This is a genomic window from Mycolicibacterium brisbanense, assembly GCF_001570425.1.
Lineage (GTDB): Bacteria > Actinomycetota > Actinomycetes > Mycobacteriales > Mycobacteriaceae > Mycobacterium > Mycobacterium brisbanense.
This window is the reverse complement of sequence record NZ_BCSX01000051.1, coordinates 202,033-219,042: the sequence shown is the minus strand read 5'-3', so window position 1 is coordinate 219,042 and position 17,010 is coordinate 202,033. Positions and strand designations below refer to the sequence as shown.

21 protein-coding genes are annotated in these 17,010 nt (G+C 66.9%); 12 read left to right on the top strand and 9 right to left on the bottom strand.

What is annotated here, in order from left to right; translation table 11 throughout:
* Window positions 1-29: 29 nt before the first annotated feature.
* The 7 genes from pcaH (at window position 30) to whiB1 (ending at window position 4,903) form a co-directional block, all read left to right on the top strand.
* A complete protein-coding gene (gene pcaH / locus RMCB_RS29910; protein WP_084388652.1) occupies window positions 30-746 on the top strand; it encodes a protocatechuate 3,4-dioxygenase subunit beta in 717 nt (238 codons plus the stop codon).
* The gene (gene pcaG, locus RMCB_RS29905) at window positions 746-1,315 is read left to right on the top strand and encodes a protocatechuate 3,4-dioxygenase subunit alpha (RefSeq protein WP_062831632.1); all 570 of its coding nucleotides are present in this window, start codon (window positions 746-748) and stop codon (window positions 1,313-1,315) included. Before pcaH ends, pcaG begins: the two co-directional genes overlap by 1 nt.
* A complete protein-coding gene (locus RMCB_RS29900) occupies window positions 1,312-2,508 on the top strand; it encodes a lyase family protein (protein WP_062831631.1) in 1,197 nt (398 codons plus the stop codon). The genes pcaG and RMCB_RS29900 overlap by 4 nt, the downstream gene beginning before the upstream one ends.
* A complete protein-coding gene (gene pcaC / locus RMCB_RS29895) occupies window positions 2,505-2,879 on the top strand; it encodes a 4-carboxymuconolactone decarboxylase (protein WP_062831630.1) in 375 nt (124 codons plus the stop codon). The genes RMCB_RS29900 and pcaC overlap by 4 nt, the downstream gene beginning before the upstream one ends.
* 19 nt (window positions 2,880-2,898) lie before the next feature.
* Window positions 2,899-3,405 carry a M15 family metallopeptidase gene (locus RMCB_RS29890; RefSeq protein ID WP_062831629.1) on the top strand — a complete coding sequence of 169 codons (507 nt, stop codon included), beginning with the start codon at window positions 2,899-2,901 and terminating at the stop codon, window positions 3,403-3,405.
* A gap of 23 nt (window positions 3,406-3,428) precedes the next feature.
* Entirely contained in the window at window positions 3,429-4,391 is a 963-nt protein-coding gene (locus RMCB_RS29885; protein ID WP_062831628.1) for a diacylglycerol/lipid kinase family protein, read from the top strand.
* A gap of 257 nt (window positions 4,392-4,648) precedes the next feature.
* Window positions 4,649-4,903 (top strand): transcriptional regulator WhiB1, encoded by a 255-nt coding sequence (whiB1, locus tag RMCB_RS29880; protein WP_029373613.1) that lies wholly within the window; start codon window positions 4,649-4,651, stop codon window positions 4,901-4,903.
* Window positions 4,904-5,049: 146 nt separating this feature from the next.
* Here whiB1 and RMCB_RS29875 read toward each other — a convergent pair whose 3' ends face one another.
* A complete protein-coding gene (locus RMCB_RS29875; RefSeq protein ID WP_029373614.1) occupies window positions 5,050-6,546 on the bottom strand; it encodes a two-component system sensor histidine kinase PdtaS in 1,497 nt (498 codons plus the stop codon).
* A gap of 37 nt (window positions 6,547-6,583) precedes the next feature.
* The gene (locus RMCB_RS29870; RefSeq protein WP_029373615.1) at window positions 6,584-6,799 is read right to left on the bottom strand and encodes a biotin/lipoyl-binding carrier protein; all 216 of its coding nucleotides are present in this window, start codon (window positions 6,797-6,799) and stop codon (window positions 6,584-6,586) included.
* 129 nt (window positions 6,800-6,928) lie between these two features.
* Here RMCB_RS29870 and RMCB_RS37015 point away from each other — a divergent pair, with 129 nt between their 5' ends.
* Window positions 6,929-7,021 (top strand): 50S ribosomal protein bL37, encoded by a 93-nt coding sequence (locus RMCB_RS37015; RefSeq protein WP_087078850.1) that lies wholly within the window; start codon window positions 6,929-6,931, stop codon window positions 7,019-7,021.
* Window positions 7,022-7,100: 79 nt separating this feature from the next.
* Here the strand turns inward: RMCB_RS37015 and rsrA are convergent, their stop codons facing one another.
* Together rsrA and RMCB_RS29855 are read right to left on the bottom strand one after the other, a co-directional pair.
* Window positions 7,101-7,403 carry a mycothiol system anti-sigma-R factor gene (rsrA, locus tag RMCB_RS29860; protein ID WP_029373616.1) on the bottom strand — a complete coding sequence of 101 codons (303 nt, stop codon included), beginning with the start codon at window positions 7,401-7,403 and terminating at the stop codon, window positions 7,101-7,103.
* Window positions 7,400-8,038, bottom strand: a complete 639-nt coding sequence (locus RMCB_RS29855; protein WP_109784474.1) for a sigma-70 family RNA polymerase sigma factor — start codon at window positions 8,036-8,038, stop codon at window positions 7,400-7,402. Before RMCB_RS29855 ends, rsrA begins: the two co-directional genes overlap by 4 nt.
* A 227-nt stretch (window positions 8,039-8,265) precedes the next feature.
* On the opposite strand from RMCB_RS29855, the gene ybaK reads away from it, so the two are divergent.
* Window positions 8,266-8,751 carry a Cys-tRNA(Pro) deacylase gene (gene ybaK / locus RMCB_RS29850; RefSeq protein WP_029373618.1) on the top strand — a complete coding sequence of 162 codons (486 nt, stop codon included), beginning with the start codon at window positions 8,266-8,268 and terminating at the stop codon, window positions 8,749-8,751.
* Here the strand turns inward: ybaK and catC are convergent.
* From catC to RMCB_RS29830, 4 genes are all read right to left on the bottom strand, one after another.
* The gene (catC, locus tag RMCB_RS29845) at window positions 8,748-9,026 is read right to left on the bottom strand and encodes a muconolactone Delta-isomerase (RefSeq protein WP_029373619.1); all 279 of its coding nucleotides are present in this window, start codon (window positions 9,024-9,026) and stop codon (window positions 8,748-8,750) included. The two genes, ybaK and catC, sit on opposite strands and share 4 nt — an antisense overlap.
* A complete protein-coding gene (catA, locus tag RMCB_RS29840) occupies window positions 9,026-9,880 on the bottom strand; it encodes a catechol 1,2-dioxygenase (protein ID WP_062831626.1) in 855 nt (284 codons plus the stop codon). Before catA ends, catC begins: the two co-directional genes overlap by 1 nt.
* A gap of 71 nt (window positions 9,881-9,951) precedes the next feature.
* Window positions 9,952-11,055, bottom strand: coding sequence for a mandelate racemase/muconate lactonizing enzyme family protein (locus RMCB_RS29835; RefSeq protein ID WP_062831625.1), 1,104 nt, complete (start codon window positions 11,053-11,055; stop codon window positions 9,952-9,954).
* Complete coding sequence (locus tag RMCB_RS29830) at window positions 11,052-11,954, bottom strand: LysR family transcriptional regulator (protein ID WP_029373622.1); 903 nt, start codon at window positions 11,952-11,954, stop codon at window positions 11,052-11,054. Before RMCB_RS29830 ends, RMCB_RS29835 begins: the two co-directional genes overlap by 4 nt.
* A 212-nt stretch (window positions 11,955-12,166) precedes the next feature.
* On the opposite strand from RMCB_RS29830, the gene benA reads away from it, so the two are divergent.
* From benA to benC, 3 genes are read left to right on the top strand one after another with little or no spacing between them, the layout of a single operon-like run.
* Window positions 12,167-13,534, top strand: coding sequence for a benzoate 1,2-dioxygenase large subunit (gene benA / locus RMCB_RS29825; RefSeq protein WP_062831624.1), 1,368 nt, complete (start codon window positions 12,167-12,169; stop codon window positions 13,532-13,534).
* 1 nt (window position 13,535) lies between these two features.
* Window positions 13,536-14,051, top strand: coding sequence for a benzoate 1,2-dioxygenase small subunit (gene benB / locus RMCB_RS29820; protein WP_029373624.1), 516 nt, complete (start codon window positions 13,536-13,538; stop codon window positions 14,049-14,051).
* A gap of 7 nt (window positions 14,052-14,058) precedes the next feature.
* The gene (gene benC, locus RMCB_RS29815; RefSeq protein WP_062831623.1) at window positions 14,059-16,620 is read left to right on the top strand and encodes a benzoate 1,2-dioxygenase electron transfer component BenC; all 2,562 of its coding nucleotides are present in this window, start codon (window positions 14,059-14,061) and stop codon (window positions 16,618-16,620) included.
* A 3-nt stretch (window positions 16,621-16,623) separates the two neighbouring features.
* On the opposite strand, the gene RMCB_RS29810 is transcribed toward benC, so the two are convergent.
* Window positions 16,624-17,007, bottom strand: a complete 384-nt coding sequence (locus tag RMCB_RS29810; RefSeq protein WP_062831622.1) for a Zn-ribbon domain-containing OB-fold protein — start codon at window positions 17,005-17,007, stop codon at window positions 16,624-16,626.
* Between the last annotated feature and the right edge of the window lie 3 nt (window positions 17,008-17,010).

The window sequence follows — 17,010 nt, the reverse complement described above, 5'->3', positions numbered from 1 at the left end:
CGGCAAGCCAGGCCGAGATCAACGCCGAGATGGCCGCCATCGAAACCGGTTATCTGCAGTCCGGCATCGAGGAAACCCAGCCGCGGCTGGACTACGCACCGTACCGCAGCAGCCTGCTGCGTCACCCCACCAAGGATCTGCACCACGCCGATCCCGAGACCCTCGAGCTCAGCGGTCCGGTATTCGGCGCACGCGATGTGCACCCACTTGAATCCGATCTGACCATTGCACACCATGGTGACCCGATCGGCGAGCGCATCGTCGTCACCGGACGCATCGTCGACGGAGACGGCAGGCCGGTGCGCCGCCAACTCGTCGAAATCTGGCAGGCCAACGCGGCGGGACGCTACATCCACAAGCGCGACCAGCATCGGGCACCCGTGGACCCCAACTTCACCGGCGTCGGACGCTGCCTCACCGACAATGACGGCACCTACCGGTTCACCACGATCAAACCCGGACCGTACCCGTGGAAGAATCACCACAACGCATGGCGGCCGGCGCACATTCACTTCTCCTTGTTCGGCACGGATTTCACGCAGCGGATGATCACGCAGATGTACTTCCCCGGCGACCCGCTGTTCGCACTGGACCCGATCTACCAGTCGATCACCGACGCCAAGGTCCGCGACCGGCTCGTCGCCGCGTATGACCACGACGTCACCACGCACGAGTGGTGCACCGGCTACCGCTGGGACATCGTCCTGACCGGTTCGCAGCGTACGCATTTCGAGGAGGACCACTGATGGCGGCCACACCCCAGGCCCCCCTGTTGACGGCGACTCCGGGCCAGACCATCGGCCCCTTCTACGGCTACGCGCTGCCGTTCGAACGCGGCAACGAGCTTGTCCCCCCGGGCATCCCGGGGGCCATCCGGTTCCACGGCACGGTCACCGACGGTGACGGCAGACCCGTGCCCGACGTCATGCTGGAGATTTGGCAGGCCGACGCCGATGGCAATGTCGCACACACCGCGGGTTCGCTTCGCCGCGACGGCTGGACATTCACCGGGTTCGGGCGGGTGGCCACCGACGACGAAGGTCACTTCGGTTTCAGCACAGTCGAACCCGGCGCCACCGATCCGGGCCGTGCCCCGTTCATCGCCGTCACCGTGTTCGGGCGCGGCTTGCTTAACCGGCTCTTCACCCGCGCCTACGTACCCGGTCCGGATTGCGCCGCCGAGCCGCTGCTGGCCGGCCTGCCCGCGGATCGCAGGCAGACGTTGATCGCCGAGCGCGACGCGCAGGGCCTGCGCTTCGACATCCGGCTGCAGGGTCGCGACGAGACGGTCTTCCTGCGGTACCCGGGCCAGTGACCGACCTGTTCTGGCCCGGGGACCATCGAGCCGGCCCCGTGATGAGCGAGGCGGCACTCCTCGGCGCGCTGGTGGCGGCCGAAAATGCCTGGCTGGCAACGCTTGTCGCGGCAGGCGTGGCACCTTGGGCAGCGGCCACAGAACTCGGCACACTGGTCGGGCGGGCGGACCTGGAAGAGATCGCCGCGGGCGCCGAACGTGACGGCAACCCTGTCACCGGCTTGGTGGCCTTGTTGCGATCCCGGGCGTGTGTCGAGACGGCACGGTGGCTGCACCGCGGACTGACCAGTCAGGATGTGCTCGATACCGCGCTGATGCTCTGTCTGCGCGACGCCTTGGCCGCGGTGCGCCGCGACCTCACCACGCAGGTGCGCCTACTGGTCGAGCTGATCGAAACTCATCGAGCCGCACCGATGCTCACCCATACCCTGACCCAGCCGGCATTGCCGGGCACCGCGGGTCGCAAGTTCGCGATCTGGCTCGCCGCCGTGCTCGATGCGGGCGATACGCTCAATGCTGTACCTGCGCCTGCGGTTTCGGCAGGCGGCGCGGCCGGCACCCTGGCCGCGACCACCGAGCTCACCGGATCAGCGCAGACGGCTCTGCAGCTCGCCGAACAATGGGCGGCCGCATTGGGATTGGCGCCGGCGGCACCGTGGCACACCACCCGGTCACCCGTCACCCGGGCCGGTGACGCTCTGGTGGGCTGCTGCGACGCCTGGGGGCACATCGCCAACGACATCGCCGCCGGGATTCGCACCGGCGAGCTGGCCGAGGGCTCCGGGGGCGGGTCGTCGACCATGCCGCACAAGAACAATCCGGTGCTGACAGTGCTACTGCGCCGCGCCGCTCTCACCGCGCCACCGTTGGGCGCGACGTTGCACTCCGCATCAGCAGCGAGCGTCGACGAACGCGCCGACGGCGGCTGGCACGCCGAATGGGCCACACTGGCCATCTTGGCCCGTCGCACCGTGGTGGCCGGGTCACAGGCCACCGAGCTGCTGACCGATCTGCGGTTCGACCCTGCGTCCGCCGCCGCCAATCAAGCGGCGGCACAGGGTATTTACGACGAGCAACAGGCCATGAGCACGTTGGCCGGGAAACCGCCGGCCCCGGACTATCTGGGTGCCACCGAGGCACTCGTGGACATCGCGGTACAGCGAGCCCACCAGTATCTGAAGGAGACGTCATGAGCACCTACGACGACGGTATGGCGGTGCGCCGCGCGGTGCTCGGCGACGCGCACGTCGACCGCGCCACCGCCGCCGTCACGGAGTTCACCGCTGACTTCCAGGATCTGATCACCCGCTATGCCTGGGGCGAGATCTGGACTCGTCCGGGGCTGGACCGGCGCAGCCGCTCGCTGATCACACTCACCGCAATGGTCGCTCGCGCCCACCACGACGAACTGGCGATGCACGTCCGTGCCGCACGGCGCAATGGCGTCACCGTGGAGGAGATCAAAGAGCTGCTGCTGCAGACGGCGATCTACTGCAGTGTCCCCGACGCCAACACCGCGTTCCGGATCGCGAGCCATGTGCTCGCCGAGGACGGCGAAATCTGACCGACGTAAGGTGAGCCGCATGCGTATCGCCGTGACCGTCGGGGTCGTAGCTACCGCCGCCGCGTTGGCACTGGCGCCAACCGCGGCCGCCGACAGTGAGGGCGCGCTGGCCGACGGTCAGGTGCTGACCGCCTTCGACACGCAGGACCCCGCGATCGGGCGCCTGGACCCCCAGCTGCTGGCCGCCATCCAGCACGCCACCACCGCCGCTGCGGCCGACGGCGTGACCATGACGATCAACTCGGGATGGCGGTCCCCGGAATTCCAACAACGGTTGCTGGAGCAGGCGGTACAGACCTACGGCAGCATGGCCGCCGCGCGCCAGTACGTGCAGACGCCGGAGCAGTCCAAGCACGTCATGGGCCAAGCGGTCGACGTGGGCGGCCCGGGCGCCGATCAATGGCTGATCGCCAACGGCGCGCGGTTCGGACTGTGCCGGATCTACGCCAACGAGTTGTGGCATTTCGAGCTGGCCGCCGACCCGTCCGGCACCTGTCCTCCGTTGCTCCCCAACGCGGCGGGCTGACAACACCGATAGGCTCATGCCCCGTGCGCGCCGTGCTGATCGTGAACCCGAACGCGACGTCGACCACTCCTGCGGGGCGTGACCTTCTGGCCCACGCCCTGGAAAGCCGGGTGAAGCTGACCGTCGTCCACACCGACCACCGCGGCCATGCCATCGAGATCGCGCGCGATGCCACCCGCGACGGCGTCGACGTCCTCATCGTCCACGGCGGCGACGGCACGGTGAACGAGGTCGTCAACGGCATTCTCGGGCACTCCGGTGGCCGCCCGGACGCTGACGCCGCACCTGCGGTCGCAGTCGTTCCCGGTGGCTCCGCCAACGTCTTCGCCCGGGCTCTCGGCATCAGCCCGGACCCGATCGAAGCCACCAATCAGCTCGTCGACCTGCTCAGCGATTACCGGCGCGGCGGCAAGTGGCGCCGGATCGGGCTGATGGACTGCGGTGAACGCTGGGCGGTGTTCACCGCGGGGATGGGAGTCGACGGGGCGGTCGTCGCCGCCGTGGAGGCGCAGCGCGCCAAAGGCCGCAAGGTGACCGCATCCCGCTACATCCGCGTGGCGGTGCGGGAAGTGCTGGCCAGTGCCCGCCGAGATCCGACGATGACGTTGCACCTGCCCGGCGCCGAGCCTGTCCCCGGCGTGCATTTCGTGTTCGTGTCCAATTCGAGCCCGTGGACCTACGCCAACAGCCGCCCGGTGTGGACCAACCCCGACACCACGTTCGAGACCGGGCTGGGTGTGTTCGCGACGACCAGCATGAACGTGTGGGCCAACCTGAAGCTCGTGCGGCAGATGGTGTCCCGCAAGCCACGGATCGCCGGCAAGCACCTGATCCGTAACGACGACGTGACAAGCGTGACAGTGACGAGCGACACGCCGGTTGCGTGTCAGATCGACGGAGATTACGCCGGACTGCGCGAAACTATGACGTTCACAGCCGTCCCAGAGGCCCTCGGGGTTGTCGCGCCACCGGCAAAAACCTCTTGACCTGCGATTACTGAGCCGCTACCGTCGTTTTAAGGCGCAGGTGAGTTGAGCCTAGTACAACCGAGTAAGGGTTCTGGTAACAGGTCGGGCAAGTGACATTGCGCACTTGTTAACTCGCGAGTATTGACATCTGTTCAGCCTGTGAAAGCATCGGATGCAACAGTGCAGAAACATTTCGTATGCACGCGTTAACAGCCGAAGAAAAAGCTCGTGCGCTCTGCTGCGCACACATACATATCTGACAAGGAGTTAGACCAATGGATTGGCGCCACAAGGCTGTCTGTCGCGACGAGGATCCGGAGCTGTTCTTCCCGGTCGGAAACAGCGGACCGGCGCTCGCGCAGATCGCTGACGCGAAGCTTGTGTGCAACCGTTGCCCGGTGACCACCGAGTGCCTCAGCTGGGCATTGGAATCCGGCCAGGACGCAGGCGTCTGGGGTGGCATGAGCGAGGACGAGCGTCGTGCGCTGAAGCGTCGCAACGCCCGCACCAAGGCGCGTACCAGCGTGTAACCCTCGCCTGTCCCGACAGGTTGCTACGGCCTCGACGAAATTCGTCGGGGCCGTAACTCTTTTTTGACGAATTCGGTAGCAAATTGCGTTACGACAATCACATTGCGAATCGAAACGAATCTGTGCATTCGGCTGAGCCGGCGTCGTTACTGAATGCCCCGTGCGCGTCGTCCGATCGGCACCCGCAGCACCACGTCGGTGCCGCCATCGGGCGCGTCGTGCATCCCCAGTGATCCGTCCAGCTCTGCCGAGACCAGCGTCCGCACGATCTGCAGGCCGAGCCGGTCGGACTTCTCCAGGCTGAACCCCGCGGGCAGGCCGCGGCCGTCGTCGTGCACCACCACGTCGAGCCAGCGCGCCGATCGCTCCGAGCGGATGGTCACGCACCCGTGCGGGGCCTTGACGTCGAAGGCGTGCTCGATGGCGTTCTGGACCAGTTCGGTGATGACCATGACCAGCGCGGTGGCGCGGTCGGCGTCCAGCACGCCCAGATCCCCCACCCGGTTGATCCGGATCGGGGTGTCCACCGATGCCACGTCATTCATGATCGGCAGGATCCGGTCCACCACCTCGTCGAGGTTGACCTCTTCGTCGACCGACATCGACAGTGCGTCGTGCACCAGCGCGATCGAGGTCACCCGGCGCACCGATTCGATCAGCGCCTCACGAGCCTCGACGTTGTTGGTGCGCCGAGCCTGCAGCCTCAGCAGCGCCGCGACGGTCTGCAGATTGTTCTTCACCCGGTGGTGGATCTCCCGGATGGTGGCATCCTTGCTCAGCAGTGCCCGGTCGCGGCGCTTCACCTCGGTGACGTCACGGATCAGCACAGCGGCCCCCACGGCTTTCCCGTGCACCACCAACGGCAGGGTGCGCAGCAGCACCGCCGCACCGCCCGCGTCGACCTCCATGCGCATGCTGGAGCCGCCTGCGAGCGAATCCCGCACATGGTTGGCCAGTTCCTGGGCCTCGAACGGATCCGAGATGAGCGGGCGGGTGGTGGCGACGAGGTTGTGCCCGTCGAGTTCGGAGGCCAGACCCATCCGGTGATAGGCCGAGATGGCGTTGGGACTGGCGTAGACCACATCACCGACTTCATCGAGCCGGATGAACCCGTCGCCCGCCCGCGGGCTGGACCGCGACATCGCCAGGTCACCCACGTTGGGGAAGGTGCCTTCGGCCAACATGTGCAGCAAGTCGCTCGCGCAGTTCAGATACGCACCCTCCAGCGGGCTCGCGAGCCGCCGGGCAGCCAGCGCGGTCTGATGGGTCAGCACCGCGACCACCCGGTCTCGGTGCCGAACCGGGACCGCCTCGACATTGAGCCCTGGCACCTCCTGAAGGTGCTGCTGGCCGTCGGTGCCTGCCGCGATCGCGCCGGACTCGAAGGCCGTGGTGACCACCGGGAGATCATCGGCGGCGGCGAGAGTGCCGACCGAGTCGGCGAGCAGCACCGTCGGCGCCGTGTTAGGCCGCACCTGTGCGACGCACACCAGCACGCCGTCGTCGCGTCGTACCCACATCAGATAGTCGGCGAACGAGAGGTCCGCCAACAGCTGCCACTCACCCACCACCGCGTGCAGGTGGTCGACCGCGCTGCCGGGCAGGATGGTGTGCTCGGCCAGCAAGTCACCGAGAGTGGACATCAACCAACCTTGGTGCGAGAAGCAAGAGCGCCCAGTGTCAGTCGATCACCGCGATCAGATCGCCGGCCTGGATCACGTCGCCCTCGGCCACGTTGACCTTCGTCACGGTGCCCGCGACCTCGGCGAGGACGGGGATTTCCATCTTCATCGACTCGAGCAGCACCAGAGTGTCACCCTCACCGATCTGGTCGCCCTCGTGGACCACGACCTCGAGCACACTGGCCACGATCTCAGCGCGAACGTCCTCGGCCATTCTTCACCCCACTCACTCTGGCTGCTGTCTGTATCTCGGGCTATATCGAACCACAAGACCGGGTGGACGGTGCTGTAGCCAGGCCGTGAGACACTGGGGAGCAAGCTCTCGAACATCTGGAGGAACATCATGGCCAAGCGTGGCCGCAAGAAGCGCGATCGTAAGCATTCACAGGCGAACCACGGCAAGCGTCCCAACGCCGGTTCGAAGTCAGTGCGCTGACCGCGTCAACCGCGATCTGAAGGCCGGGCAATCGCCCGGCCTTCATGCATTAATTGGCCTTGTCCAGGCCTTTCGCCGATCAGCCCCGGATGATCGTGGTGCGGCTGATCTCGATGCGCAGCCGCTCGCGCAGGCTATCCGGCGCCTTCTCACCGCTGCACCGAGTGGCGATCAGCCGCTTCACCCGCTCCTCGACGCCGTAGTGGCGCAGGCAGGCCGGGCATTCTTCGAGATGATGCTTGAGCTTGTCACGGCTTTCCGGGGTGCACTCACCGTCCAGGAGCGTCCATACCTCGGCGATGACCGCCGCGCATTCGGGATGCTCGGGGTCGATGGGTCCGATCGGAGGCGTCCAGCGCTCGTTCTCGTCGAAGTCGCTCATGACGTCACTCCCTCCGGTGCGCCAAGCTGCTCACCTCGGATGAAGCCGCGATCGCGGGCCACATCGGCCAGCAGATCGCGCAGTTGCTTGCGACCGCGGTGTAGCCGGGACATCACGGTCCCGATCGGCGTATCCATAATCTCGGCGATCTCCTTGTAGGGGAATCCCTCGACGTCGGCGTAGTACACCGCCATCCTGAACTCCTCGGGCAGTGCCTGCAACGCAGCCTTGATCTCCGTGTCGGGCAGCGCCTCGAGTGCTTCGACCTCCGCTGAACGCAGGCCGGTCGAGGAATGCTCGGCGTTGGACGCCAGCTGCCAATCGGTGATCTCATCCGTCGGATACTCCGACGGCTGCCGCTGTTTCTTGCGGTAGCTGTTGATGTAGGTGTTGGTCAGGATGCGATACAGCCACGCCTTGAGGTTCGTGCCCTCGCGGAACGACCGGAAGCCGGCATAGGCCTTGACCATGGTTTCCTGCAGCAGGTCCTCGGCGTCGGCCGGGTTGCGCGTCATGCGCAGCGCACCACCGTAGAGCTGGTCCAAAAGCGGAATGGCATCCCGCTCGAACCGTGCGGTGAGCTCCGCATCTGTTTCCTGCGGCTCGGACATAGCCCGCTCGTCGACGTCAGTCATGGTGCGGAACACCGTCCCTTCTGTCGCGGCGCCGCCGAACTGCCCGATGTCAATCGGACGTTCAAGGCACACGGTTGGCACCAAAAATCCCCTTCCGATCCTAGAGCGTGCTACCGACAGGTAGCTCCGGTGTGCACCCTGGCCACCGAAGCTGCATGCAACAACAGCACACAGGGCGCGCTGTGTTCCCGGGCGGTTTTGGGCCAATTTCGGGCTAACCTGGCCCGGTGGCACGCGCAGCGACCCCGGCCATCGCGGCTCTCGTCGCGGCGGGCATCGATCACGAAGTGGTGCAATACCACCACGACCCCCGCAATGAATCGTTCGGCGCAGAGGCCGTGGCCGAGCTCGCGGCGGCAGGAGTGATCGCCGAGCAGGTGTTCAAAACCCTCGTCATAGCCCTGCCCAAGGGCCTGGCGGTGGCCGTCGTGCCGGTGCCGGCCAAGCTGTCGCTGAAGGCGGCGGCCGCTGCCCTGGGGGTGCCGAAAGCCGAGATGGCCGATCCGGCCGCAGCCCAGCGTTCGTCGGGGTACGTGCTCGGCGGCATATCGCCGTTGGGTCAGCGCAAACCGCTGCCGACCGTCGTGGACGCCTCGGCGCTGAACTTCGAGCGGGTGCTGTGCAGTGCGGGCAAGCGCGGCTGGGATGTGTCGCTGGCACCGGCCGACCTGATCCGCGCCACCGACGCGGTGACGGCCGACATCACCGCCTAGTTGATGTCGGAGGGGTGATGCGCCAGCGGCGTCACATGGATGTCCATGTAGGGGAACAGCGGTAGGCCAGAGATCAACGTGTGCAGCTCGTCGTTGGACTCGACGTCGAAGATCGAGAAGTTCGAGTACTCACCGACGATCCGCCAGATGTGCGGCCACTTGCCGGACCGCTGCAGCTGCTGCGAGTAGGCCTTCTCCCGCGCGACGGTGTGTGCGACCACGTCGGGATCCATGTCGTGGGGGATGCGGACGTCCATCCGGACGTGAAACAGCATCAGGCACCCGCCGGATCGAGCACGAACCCGTACTGCACACGCTCGCTGCCGTCGGGCTGAGCCACCGGGGCCAGCATCAGCTCGGGCTTGACCGCGTCGGCGATGTCGTCGCCGTTGTGCGGATCACCCGGGAAGTACAGCTGCGCGGTGAGCAATTCGTGCCCGGGCGCGGAGACCTTGACGTGCAGATGCGCCGGGCGCCAGGCGTGCCAGCCGGCCGCCGCGATGAGCTTGCCGCACGAGCCGTCGGTGGGGATCTGGTAGGGCGCGGGCCGGATGGTGGTGATGCGGAATCGGCCGTCGGCCCCGGCGGAGATGCTGCCGCGCAGGTTCCATTGCGGGATGCCGGGGGCGAACTGCGAGTAGAACCCGTCGGAGTCGGCATGCCACAGTTCCACCTTGCCCGCCAACGGTTTTCCGTCGGTTGAGGTGATCTGCCCCTCCCAGACCAGCGGCGTGCCCGCCTCGCCGTCGCGCATCGGCAACGTCGCGTCGGCGCCCAGTTCCGGCGCGTCGGGAACGTAGTACGGGCCCTCGATGCTGCCCTTGTTGCCGTGCCGGTGCGACGTCGCCACGTCCTCGACGACGTGCTCGACCCAGACGTCGAGGAACAGCGGCCACTCCCCGTCCTGGCCGACGCCGATGAGCCACGCCTTGAGTGCGTTGTACTCGTCGTAGCTGACCCGGTGGCGGCGGATGGTCGCGTGCACGGCGTCGAGGACTTCGCGGGCCAGCATGTCGACTCGCTCTGCCGGGACGTCACGCACCGCCTCGAACGGTGACTTGTCGGTGTGGAACCGCTCGGTGGCCGAGGCTCCGGACGCGGCGGCCGAGGCCTTCTCGGTGGTGGTCATGGTCAATTCCCTTCTGTTTCGAGTGATTTGTGGAGTTTCAGCCGTGCTGAGGACGGTTGAAACTCCACAAGTCACAGGTCGGTGCGGTAGGTGGCGAGCTTGTCGGGGTCGATGTCGATGCCGAGCCCCGCTCCGGGCCGGCGGTGCAGGTACCCGTCACTGATCTGCAGCGGCTCGGTCAGCAGGTCGTCGCTCATGTCGAGGAAGTTCGACAGCTCGCCGGCGTAGCGGGTGGTCAGCGGGGACGCCGCACCGAACGCCACGGCACACGCCGTGCCGATCTGACCGTCGATCTGGTTGCCCATCACCACGTCCACGCCGAGCCCTTCGGCGAGGTGCAGCACGCGGGCCGAGCCGGTGAAGCCCGTGCGTGCGGTCTTGATGCTGACCGCGGTCGCCGCGCCGGCGAGCACCTCACGGGTCACGTCGGCCGGGGTCGGCACGGATTCGTCGGCGATGAACGGCACGCCGAGCTTCCCGACGAGCCAGCGTCGCCCGAGCACGTCGTCGGCCGGGCACAGCTCCTCGGCGAACAACAGCCCCAGATCGGCCATCTCGTTCATCGCCCGCAGCGATTCGGCGGCCGACCAGCCGCGGTTGCCGTCGACGTAGAGCTCGACGGTGTCACCGAAGCGCTCGCGCAGCGCCCGCACGACCGCGGTGTCCAGCGAGACCGGCTTACGGCCGACCTTCACCTTGAACGTGGTGATGCCGTACTGCTCGCGCATCCGTTCGGCCTCGGCGACCATGCGGGCCGGCTCGGCGAATCCGAGCATGTGGCTCACGCGCATCCGGTCGGTGTAGCCGCCGAGCAGATCGGTGACAGGCAGGCCGAGGGTGCGCCCGAACGCGTCCCACATGGCCATGTCGACAGCGGCTTTGGCGGTCGGGTTGCCGATCGTGCGGGCCATCCGGGCCGCCGCGACTTCCCGCTCGGTCAGGGCCAGGCCGACGAGCTGCGGCGCGAAGATCCCGTCGATCACCGCGATGATGCCGCGCTGGGTCTCGCCGTAGGTGAAGGGCCGCGGTGGCGCCTCGGCGACGCCGACGACGCCGTCGTCGGTGTGCACCCGCACGAGCACGTGCTCGGCGGCGTGCACCTCGCCGGAGGCGAACTTCAGCGGCTTGCGATACGGCACCCTGAACGGGATTGCTTCGATCTGGGTGATCTTCATCGTTGTCTCCCAACGGAATCGGTGACAAGAGCGGTGGTGAGCAGGTCGAGTACGGCCTGCAGCAGCGGGTTGTCCTCACCGGTACGCCAGGCCAGCGACAGCTCCACGTGCTGTGCGTCGAGCAGGTCGCGGAACACCAGCCCGTCCAGCGGCAGCGCCCGCACCGACTGCGGCACCACCGCGACACCGAGGCCTGCGGCGACCAGTGCGAGCAGCACGGCGGTACCCGGAGCCCGGTGCTCCTGGTGTGGCGCGTAGCCGGCGTCCCGGCAGCTGCGCAACACGGCCGCGTTGACGGCCGAATCGCGGCTGCCATAGACGATGAACGGCTCGTCGCGCAGGTCCGACATGGAGACGACCGGCTCGACGGCGAGCCGGTGGTCCACCGACACCGCCAGGATGAGTGGCTCGACCTCGATGGTGCGCAGCTGCACGTCCGCGCCGACGGCAGGGGGACGCAGGACGCCGAGATCGAGCGCTCCGGCCCGCAGCGCATCGCACTGGTCGGGGGTGAGCATGTCGGCCCGGATCTCCAGTGCGACATCAGGCAGCTCGCGCTTGACCACCCGGGCGATGCGTGGCAGGTGCGAAAACGCCGCCGTCCCAGTCAATCCCAATCGGATCAGCCCGCTGCGTCCGGCGGCGATGCGCCGCACGCCGCGCACCGCGTCGTCGACCCCGCCGAGGATGCGGGCGGCCTCGGTCTGCAGGAACTCCCCCGCCGCGGTCAGTTCGACCTGGCGGGTGGTCCGGTTGAAAAGGGTCACGTCGAGTTCGGCTTCGAGCTGCCGGATCGCGTAGGACAGTGCCGGCTGCGCGACATGCAGCTGGTCGGCGGCTTGCCCGAAGTGGCACGTCTCGGCGACGGCGGCGAAGTAGCGCAGGTGCCGAAGCTCCATGTCCACCTCCTGGGTTCCGGCGCCGCCGCCTGTGACGGGCGACACTGAATCCCAGGCTAAGAGCGCGATCCATACATGACAAGGACACAGTTTCGCGCGATTGATCGTGAGCATTGATCAATCACGCCCCAGGCCAGGACTAGCAATAGGCCTGGTGTGACGGGTACCACGCGGTGGGAAGGTGCCAATATCCGATCTGCTGGAGGGCATCCATGAGCGCACCGACCACCGAGCATCTGCACCGCGTCGAGGCCGTGTTGGCCGACGCCGTCATCGACGATCCGGCCGCTGGTCTGTTCCGCACCAACCGCCGCATCTTCACCGACGAAGACATCTTCGAACTGGAGATGAAGCACATCTTCGAAGGCAACTGGATCTATCTGGCGCATGAGAGCCAGCTGCCCCGCCCCGGCGACTACTTCACCACCTACATCGGCCGCCAGCCCGTGGTCATCACCCGCGACCGCAACGGCGAACTGCACTGTCTCATCAATGCCTGCGCGCACCGCGGCGCGATGATCTGCCGGCGCAAGACCGACAACAGGATGACACTGACATGCCCGTTCCACGGGTGGACGTTCCGCAACGACGGATCTCTGCTGAAGGTCAAGGATCCCGAGGGCGCCGGCTACCCGGACACCTTCGACTCGGGCGGCTCGCACAACATGACGGCAGTGCCGAAATTCGACAGCTACCGGGGCTTTCTGTTCGGCAGCCTCAACCCTGATGTGCTGCCCCTGACCGAGCATCTCGGCGACGCGACGGCGGTGATCGACATGCTCGTCGATCAGTCCCCCGACGGTCTTGAGGTACTGCGCGGATCGTCGACCTACACCTACGACGGCAACTGGAAAGTGCAGGCGGAGAACGGTGCCGACGGCTATCACGTCACCGCGACGCACTGGAACTACGCCGCCACCACCAGCAGGCGAGGCACCGGCGAATCCGCCAACGAGGCCAAGGTGCTCGACGCCGGAGGGTGGGGCAAGTCCGGTGGTGGCTACTGGTCGTTCCCGCACGGGCACCTGTGCCTGTGGACGTGGGCGGCCAACCCGCAGGATCGCCCACTGTGGGATCAGCTCGCGCAGCTCAAGGCGCAGCACGGCGAGGCCAAGGGCGAGTTCATGGTGAAGGGCTCACGCAATCTCTGCCTTTACCCGAATCTGTATCTGATGGACCAGTTTTCGACGCAGATCCGGCATTTCCGCCCCATCGCGCCGGACAAGACCGAGGTCACCATCTACTGCATCGCCCCGAAAGGCGAGAGCGACACCGCCCGGGCCCAGCGGATCCGGCAGTACGAGGACTTCTTCAACGCCTCCGGCATGGCCACCCCGGACGATCTGGAGGAGTTCCGGTCTTGCCAGTTGACCTTCCGCGCGACCGCCGCACCGTGGAACGACATGAGTCGCGGTGCGCAGCACTGGCTTTCCGGCCCCGACCCGCTCGCGGAGTCGCTGGGCATGCACGGTGTGGTGTCGGCGGGGGTCAAGAACGAGGACGAGGGCCTCTACCCCGTCCAGCACGGGTATTGGCTGCAGACCATGCGGGCGGCCGTGGCGCAGGAAAGCGGGAAGTGACATGACCAGCACCGAGCAGGCCGCAAAACTCATCACCCAGAACGCAATCGAACAGTTTCTTTACCGCGAGGCCCGCTACCTCGACGACCGTGAATTCGAGAAGTGGCTGGACTGCTACGCCGACGACGTCGTCTACTGGATGCCGTCGTGGACCGATGACGATCAGCTGGTGACCGATCCGCAACGGGACATCTCGCTCATCTACTACGCCAACAAGGGCGGCCTGGCCGACCGGGTGTTCCGGATCCGCACCGAGCGGTCGTCGGCGACGTCGCTGCCCGAACCGCGCACGAGTCACAACATCAGCAACGTCGAAGTCATCGAACGCCGCGGCGATCTGGTGGACGTCCGATTCAACTGGCACACCATGTATTTCCGCTACAAGACGGTCGACCCGTACTACGGGACCTCCTTCTACACCATCGACTTCTCCGGTGCGCAGCCGTTGATCCGGCGCAAGACCGTCGTGCTCAAGAACGACTACATCCACCACGTGGTGGACGTCTACCACTTCTAGGATCGCCATGAGCTCAATACATTCCGTGGCCCTGGCTTTCGAGGACGGCGTCACGCGGTTCATCACCTGCCGCGACGACCAGACCGTTGCCGACGCGTCCTACCGGCAGCGCATCAACATCCCGCTGGACTGCCGCGACGGGGCCTGCGGCACCTGCAAGGCGCTGTGCGAATCCGGCAGCTACGACGGTGGCAGCTACATCTCCGACGCCCTCTCCGACGACGAGGCCGCCGCCGGCTATGTGCTGCCCTGCTGCATGAAGCCGACCTCGGACCTGGTGCTGCAGATCGCCAGCACCTCCGATGTGGCCAAGACCCAGGCCGCGCACTACACCGGCACATTGGTGGCCCTTGACCGGTTGTCCGACAGCACCATCCGCTTCTCGATCGACATCCCGAACCGCAGCGAGTTGGCGTTCCTGCCGGGGCAGTACGTCAACATCACCGTCCCGGGCAGCGGCGAAACGCGCTCATATTCGTTCGCCAACGCCCCGCACGACAATCGCCTGACGTTCCTGGTGAAACTCAGCCCGGGCGGCCTGATGTCGGACTATCTGGGCCGGCGTGCCGCCGTCGGCGACGAGATCACGTTCAGCGGCCCGCACGGATCGTTCTTCCTGCGGGAGGCGGACCGGCCGGTGCTGATGCTGGCCGGTGGCACCGGACTGGCACCGATCCTGTCGATGCTGCGCACCTTGGCCGCCGCGGGCAGCCACCGCAAGATCCACCTGATCTACGGCGTCAAATCCGACATCGATGTGGTCGAGACCGCCAGCCTGGCCGAAATCGCGGACAGGTTACCGGGTTTCACCTGGGAGCACTGCGTGTCCGACCCGGCCAGCACCGCAGCCAACAAGGGCCGGGTGATGACGCTGATGCGTCCTGAGCAGCTATACCATGGCGACGTCGCGGTATACCTGTGCGGGCCACCGGCGATGGTCGACTCGGTGCGCGGACACATCACCGGATTCGGGATCGACGTGAGCGGATTCTTCTACGAGAAGTTCGCCCTCGCACACGGCGAGAAGCCCACGCCGGCCCGAGACATGCCGCCGGTGTCCGCGAGCGCCGCCACCGAGATCCTGCAGACCGCTCCCGACGCCCGCGCCGTCACCGGCCAGACCATGCTCCCTGCGGCCGAAATACTTGCCGGACAGTGGGTTTCGTCGCAGAATCCGCCCGGACAACTCATCATGCCCGACCCCGGCACGCTCATCGCGTGCGGCGCCCGTGGCATCGCCGGACAGGAGATCTTCGCGACCCGCGAAACCCACTCCGCACCAACAGCACCCGTCACCGACGACGGTTACCAGATCGGCGAGGAGCATCCCGAGGTACACGAGTCCGATGCGCTGTTCGAGGCCAGGCAGGCCCTGGAACTCGGTGCGCTCGAACTCACCCTGGGCCGGCTGTCCAGCAGGCAACTGGCGGGCTACCGGCTGCTCGCCGACGCCACCGTGCCGTACGTGGACGGCGACCATTTCGTCGACGCCGCCCAGTACACCGAGACCAACGCCGCATTCCACGACTACCTCTTCAGTCTGACCGGCAACGAGCATCTGCTGCACGCCTATCAGGCCCTCGGCGTCAAGGGCCGCATGGGCGAGGTGCTGCGCAACGCCACCTGGTGTCACCCGCTGTGCGCGCAGGACCACGTGGACATCGTCACCGCGTTCGAGGCGGGCGACCGCGACGCCGCCCGGGCCCTCATCGTCGCACACGCCGACAGATCCAAGCAGACCATGCGCCGCGCCATGGCCGATGCCGAAACGTCCAGGGCGGCGAAGCAACCGAAGTTCATCACACCTGGACGGTTCGCCGGGAAGGTGGTGGTGGTCACCGGCGCCGCACAGGGCATCGGTGAGCAGACCGCGCGCCGGATCGGCGCCGAAGGCGGCATGCTGGTGCTCGCCGACCGCTCGGAGCTGGTCAAGGAACTGGCCGACGAACTGACCGCCGTGGCGGTGACCGTCGACCTCGAGCATTTTCAGGGCGCTGAATCGCTGGCCCAGCAGGCACTTTCGTCGTTCGGGCGGGTCGACGTGCTGATCAACAATGTCGGCGGGGCCATCAACTTCAAGCCGTTCACCGAGTTCACCGAGGCCGAGATCCGCGCCGAGGTCGACCGCTCGCTGATGACCACGCTGTACGCCTGCCGCGCGGTGCTGCCGGGCATGGTATCCCGCGGTGCGGGCACGATCGTGAACGTGTCCTCCGCGGCCACCCGGGGCATCCACCGCATCCCCTACTCGGCCGCCAAGGGCGGGATCAACGCCATCACCGCATCGCTGGCCATGGAGTACGCCGACGCCGGTATCCGCGTCGTCGCGACCGCGCCCGGCGGTACCCAGGCTCCCCCGCGCCGGATCTCCCGCGGCACACCGGTTCCCGTCAACGACACCGAACAGGCCTGGTTCGACGCCCACATCGAGCAGACCCTCGGCTCGTCACTTCTGCACCGGTACGGAACCCTCGATGAGCAGGCCGCTGCGATCTGCTTCCTGGCCTCCGACGAGGCGTCCTACATCACCGGAACGGTGCTGCCCGTGGCCGGTGGCGATCTGGGGTGAGTCTCACACCACGCGGAAGTACGGAATCGCTTCTGCCGCTTCGCCATCACCGAGCAGCTCGAACGCGACGGTGACACGCGCGCCGTAAAGATCGGCGTCCGGATCAGCCTCGGGGAACGAGGTCCACCACCACGGGCCCTCGTCGAGTTCGACGATGCCGACCGGCAGCCGGCCGGCCCCGCGCTGATGCACCACGGCCCAGCTGACCACCGTTCCGGTACCGGCGGCGGGCACGTACTCGTAGCGGCCCGGCTCGATGGTCACGTCGAACTGCGGTGAGAGCAGCTCGCCGGTGTGGGTGTCCCTGACGATCAGGAATTCGCCGCGCTTGGTGGCGTCGAGGAACGCGGCAGTCGCATCGTCGCGCGCAATGGCGAACGCAGGCATGGG